Origin of the sequence: Mesorhizobium sp. M2A.F.Ca.ET.042.01.1.1, assembly GCF_003997405.1 — a bacterium.
GTDB lineage: Bacteria > Pseudomonadota > Alphaproteobacteria > Rhizobiales > Rhizobiaceae > Mesorhizobium.
Map to the genome: position 1 here is coordinate 1 of NZ_RZRX01000332.1, position 5,553 is coordinate 5,553.

A 5,553-nucleotide genomic window follows, 5' to 3' on the forward strand; every position below is an offset into this window, starting at 1 on the left:
GCCCAAGGAACTTGGCGGGACGCCCTCATGATGCGCGGCCAGGATCTCATCGACAAGCTCGGCGACAAGCTTTCGGGCCTGCGCGGCCGCATCACGCCGAACGCCGAGATGGACAAGATCACCTGGTTCCGCGCCGGCGGCTTGGCGGAGGCGCTGTTCCAGCCGGCCGACGAGGAAGACCTCGCCGCCTTCCTGCGCGCCGTGCCGGAAGAGGTGCCGGTCATGGTGGTCGGCGTCGGCTCGAACCTCCTGGTGCGCGACGGCGGCATTCCCGGTTTCGTCGTCAGGCTCTCTGCCAAGGGCTTCGGCGAGGCCGAGGCCACCGGACCGACCACGATCAAGGCGGGTGCTGCAACACCTGACAAGCGTGTCGCCGCCGTGGCGTATGAAGCCGGCATCGGCGGCTTCCATTTCTACCACGGCATCCCCGGCGCCATTGGCGGCGCGCTCAGGATGAATGCCGGCGCCAACGGTGTGGAGACCCGGGAACGGGTCGTCGAGGTGACGGCGCTGGATCGCAAGGGCAATCTCCACACGCTCAGCAATGCCGATATGGGTTATGCCTACCGCCACTCGTCCGCGCCCGCCGGACTGATCTTCACCTCCGCCATTTTCGAAGGGTTTCCGGAAGACAAGGCGGCGATCAAGGCGGCGATGGATGCTGTGCAGAACCATCGCGAGACGGTGCAGCCGATCCGCGAGAAAACCGGCGGCTCGACCTTCAAGAATCCGGAAGGCACCTCGGCGTGGAAGGAGATCGACAAGGCCGGCTGCCGCGGGCTGATGATCGGCGGCGCGCAGATGTCGCCGATGCATTGCAACTTCATGATCAACACCGGCACCGCGACCGGCTATGACCTCGAATATCTTGGCGAGACGGTGCGCGCGCGCGTGCTCGAGAATTCCGGCATCCGGCTGCACTGGGAGATCAAGCGCCTCGGCAATTTCCGGCCCGGTCATGAGGTGCAGGAGTTCCTCGGGCAGCTCCTTTGAGGTGCGTTGATATTCAGGTGAGGCCGGCCTGCAAACGGTGGCTTCCTGCGCTTCCAGTGCTCACGTACTTTAGTACGCTCCGCTCCGGTTCTCGGATGCCACCTTGTTTGGTCGCTTCGCGCCCGTCTTCGACTCCGGATCGGCCTGACCTGAAACACACCTCAGCGGCCTCGTTAAGTTCAAGTAGTACTTGAACTTCGGCGCCTCGCCGCGGCGCCAACCGTTGCTGTAAAGACTCAACAACACACTTTTATCGGCTGTTTTCGCGGAAAGTGAATCTCTCGGAATCATAGGCACTTGCCAGCGAATCAACTCTCTGATTCTCTGCCCTGAAGCGTTTCCTGATTTGAGTCGTTCGACGCGTTCAGCCGCGTTTTCCGTCTGGGGGGGCAACCTGCCGGAAGACTCGGACTCAATGCTCGGGAATGCGGTGCGGGAATATCGGTTGCAGGCCCGGCGTGAGAGGGGATGACGGGAAATGAAGAAGAAGCATGTGGCTGTTCTCCTCGGTGGATTCTCCTCGGAGCGGCCCGTGTCTCTGTCCTCGGGGAAGGCGTGTGCTGATGCGCTCGAGACTGAAGGCTACCAGGTTACCCGCGTCGACGTTTCGCGCGATGTCGGGTCCGTGCTTGCCGAGCTCAAGCCTGACGTCGCCTTCAATGCGCTGCATGGCCCGTTCGGCGAGGACGGCACCATCCAGGGAATTCTCGAATATCTCGCAATTCCCTACACCCATTCGGGCGTGCTCGCTTCGGCGCTGGCCATGAACAAGGAGCAGGCCAAGAAGGTTGCCAAGGCGGCCGGCATTCCGGTCGCGGAATCCAAGGTGGTCAATCGCTTCGCCGTCAAGGAGGCGCATCCGATGAAGCCGCCTTACGTGGTCAAGCCGGTCAATGAGGGATCGAGCTTCGGCGTTGTCATCGTGCATGAAGGGCAGTCGCATCCGCCGCAGGTGATCGGCTCGACCGAGTGGCAATATGGCGAGACCGTCATGGTCGAGCGCTACGTCCATGAGCGCGAACTGACCTGCGCGGTGATGGGCGATGTGGCGCTCGGCGTCTGCGAGATCATTCCGACCGGGCATTCCTTCTACGACTACGACTCAAAATACGTGCCCGGCGGATCAAAACACGAAATCCCTGCAAAAATTTCACCGAATATTTACCAAAAAATACAGACACTGGCCCTCAAGGCTCATCTTGCCATTGGTTGCCGGGGCGTCTCCCGATCGGATTTCCGTTACGACGACCGTCACTCCGAAAACGGCGAGGTTGTCTGGCTCGAGGTCAACACTCAGCCGGGCATGACGCCGACGTCTCTGGTGCCCGAAATCGCCACGCAAGCGGGACATTCGTTCGGCGATTTGTTGAGTTGGATGGTGGAGGACGCTTCGTGTCTGCGTTGAGGTGGGGACAGGGTAATGGCGGCAACGCGGCTGGTCCCGCGCTGTTCGGCGTGCCGCTGTCATTCGACCGTTTCGTCTTGCCGCGTCAGCTTCGCCGGCCGGTGCGCGTGCTGGCGCGCCTGTGCGGCGGCGAGTATGAGGCGCCGCGCTTTTCGGCGGCGATCCTTTCCGCCGCGCTCATCGCGTCGAGCAGCGCCTATGGCGCTTTTCTTGGCGGCTACTCCGACAGCGTCGTGCAGGGCATCACGGCCCGCACCGGCTTTGCCGTCGACCAGATCAAGGTGGTCGGCAACCGTCAGACATCCGAGATCGACGTGCTCGACCGGCTCGGCCTCGACGGCTGGACGTCGCTGATCGGCTTCGATGCCGAGGCTGCGCGCCAGCGCATCGCGACGCTGCCCTGGGTCGAGAGCGCGGCGGTGCGCAAGATCTACCCTCATACGCTGGAAGTGCGCATCGAGGAGCGCGAGCCCTTCGCGCTCTGGCAGCAGGGCGCATCGGTTTCGGTGATCGAGCGGTCCGGCGAGGTGATCGCGCCGTTCTCGGGCGGCAAGCAGGCGCTGCTGCCGCTGATCATTGGCACCGGCGCGCCGGCGATAGCGCCGGCCTTCCTCGCTAAGATCGAGCGCTATCCCGAGCTCGCGGCGCGGGTCAAAGGTTATATCCGTGTCGGCGAGCGCCGCTGGGACCTGAGGCTTGAGAACGGCATCACGATCAAGCTGCCGGAAGACGACGAGGACCAGGCGATCGCCGAACTCGTCAAGATCGACCATGACAACGGGCTTTTGACGCGCGACATCGCCGCCGTCGACATGCGGCTCCCCGACCAGCCGGTCGGGCATACTCACGGTGCTCGACGTCGGCTCCAGCAAGGTTTGCTGCGTGGTGGCGAAGCTCAAGCCCAACGAGGACGGCAAGCTTTTGCGCGGACGTTCGCATCGTATCCAGGTGATCGGCATCGGCCACCAGAAATCGCAGGGCGTGAAGTCCGGCGTCGTGGTGGACCTCGATCGCGCCGAGCATGCCATCCGGCTTGCCGTCGACGCCGCAGAGCGCATGGCCGGGCTCACGGTCGATTCCCTCATCGTCAACATGACGGCGGGCCGGCTGAAGAGCGAAGCCTTTTCGGCGACGATCAATCTCGGTGGTCATCAGGTCGAGGAAAGCGACATCAAACGCGTCCTCGCCGCCGGCGCCAAGCAGGCGCTGAGGGCCGAGCGCGAAGTGATCCATTCGCTGCCGGTCGGCTTCTCGCTCGACGGCGAGCGCGGCGTGCGCGACCCGCGCGGCATGGTGGGCGATGCGCTCGGCGTCGACATGCATGTGCTGACAGGCGACGCGGCGCCGATGCGCAATCTCGAGCTTTGCATCAACCGCTCGCATCTGTCGGTCGAGCGCATGGTGGCGACGCCCTATGCCAGCGGGCTTGCCTCGCTGGTCGACGACGAACTCGAAATGGGCGCCGCCTGCATCGATATGGGCGGCGGCACGACGACGATCTCGGTCTTCTCGGAAGGCAAGTTCATCCATGGCGACGCCATTGCCATCGGCGGTAACCATGTGACGATCGACATGGCCAAGGGCCTGTCGACTTCGCTCGATGCCGCGGAGCGGCTGAAGGTGATGCATGGCTCGGCGCTGCCTGGAAGCGCCGACGACCGCGACCTCGTCTCGATCCAGCCGATCGGCGAGGAAGGCGATGTGCCGTCGCAGATACCGCGCTCGGTGATGACGCGCATCATCCGTGCGCGCATCGACGAGACGCTCGAGCTTTTGCGCGACCGGCTCAACAAGTCCGGCTACGGCAATGCCGTGGGAAAACGCGTCGTGCTCACCGGGGGCGCCAGCCAGCTCGCCGGCCTGCCGGAAGCGGCGCGCCGCATTCTCGGGCGCAATGTGCGCATCGGCCGCCCGCTCGGCGTGGCGGGCCTGCCGGAGGCGGCGAAGGGACCGGCGTTCTCGACCCCGGTCGGATTGATGATCTACCCGCAGATGGCGAGCTTCGAGAGCCATTCGGCGAAAGGACTTTCCGGTTTCAGGATGACCGGAACGGGCGGAAGACTGCATCGCATGAGTCAGTGGTTGAGAGACAGTTTTTAATTTGACGGGGACAGCCCCATAGGCGGCCGCAGCGGCGAGGCGGCGGGAAAGGCAAAGGACGGAGACAATGACCATCAATCTGCAAAAGCCGGACATCACCGAGCTCAAGCCCCGCATCACCGTGTTCGGTGTCGGCGGCGGCGGCGGCAATGCCGTCAACAACATGATCACCGCCGGCTTGCGCGGCGTCGAGTTCGTGGTGGCCAACACCGACGCCCAGGCGCTGACCATGTCGAAGGCCGAGCGGCTGATCCAACTTGGCGCGCATGTCACCGAAGGCCTCGGCGCCGGCTCTCAGCCGGAAGTCGGCCGCGCGGCGGCGGAAGAGTGCATCGACGAGATCATCGATCACCTCTCCAACACGCATATGTGCTTCGTCACCGCCGGCATGGGTGGCGGCACCGGCACGGGCGCCGCTCCGGTGGTTGCCCGCGCGGCGCGCGAGAAGGGCATCCTCACCGTCGGCGTCGTCACCAAGCCGTTCCACTTCGAGGGCCAGCGCCGCATGAAGACGGCCGACATGGGCATCGAGGAGCTGCAGAAATGCGTCGACACCCTGATCGTCATCCCCAACCAGAACCTGTTCCGGCTGGCCAATGACAAGACCACCTTCGCCGATGCCTTCGCCATGGCCGACCAGGTGCTCTACTCGGGCGTCGCCTGCATCACCGACCTGATGGTCAAGGAAGGCCTCATCAATCTCGACTTCGCCGACGTCCGCTCGGTCATGCGCGAGATGGGCAAGGCGATGATGGGCACCGGCGAAGCTTCAGGCGAGGGCCGCGCGATGGCCGCTGCCGAAGCCGCGATCGCCAACCCGCTGCTCGACGAGACCTCGATGAAGGGCGCCAAGGGCCTGCTGATCTCGATCACCGGCGGCCGCGACCTCACGCTGTTCGAGGTGGACGAGGCCGCGACCCGCATCCGCGAGGAGGTCGACCAGGACGCCAACATCATCCTGGGCGCCACCTTCGACGAGGAACTGGAAGGCGTGATCCGCGTGTCGGTCGTCGCCACCGGCATCGACAAGTCGGCAGCCGAAATCCGGCCCGCTC

At 64.4% G+C, this 5,553-nt stretch carries 4 protein-coding genes and 1 pseudogene; all 5 read left to right on the forward strand.

What is annotated here, in order from left to right; translation table 11 throughout:
* The first annotated feature begins 27 nt into the window (after positions 1–27).
* A complete protein-coding gene (gene murB / locus EOA23_RS30910; RefSeq protein ID WP_127306906.1) occupies positions 28–993 on the forward strand; it encodes a UDP-N-acetylmuramate dehydrogenase in 966 nt (321 codons plus the stop codon).
* Between the two features lie 478 nt (positions 994–1,471).
* On the forward strand, positions 1,472–2,398 hold the full coding sequence (locus EOA23_RS30915; protein ID WP_127306907.1) for a D-alanine--D-alanine ligase: 927 nt from the start codon (positions 1,472–1,474) through the stop codon (positions 2,396–2,398).
* Positions 2,386–3,228: pseudogene (locus EOA23_RS30920) on the forward strand (cell division protein FtsQ/DivIB); the annotation flags it as partial. The gene EOA23_RS30915 and the pseudogene EOA23_RS30920, both read left to right, overlap by 13 nt.
* A gap of 10 nt (positions 3,229–3,238) precedes the next feature.
* Positions 3,239–4,498 carry a cell division protein FtsA gene (ftsA, locus tag EOA23_RS30925; protein WP_127306908.1) on the forward strand — a complete coding sequence of 420 codons (1,260 nt, stop codon included), beginning with the start codon at positions 3,239–3,241 and terminating at the stop codon, positions 4,496–4,498.
* Positions 4,499–4,565: 67 nt separating this feature from the next.
* A partial coding sequence (gene ftsZ / locus EOA23_RS30930) for a cell division protein FtsZ (protein WP_127306909.1) occupies positions 4,566–5,553 on the forward strand: 988 nt, incomplete at its 3' end.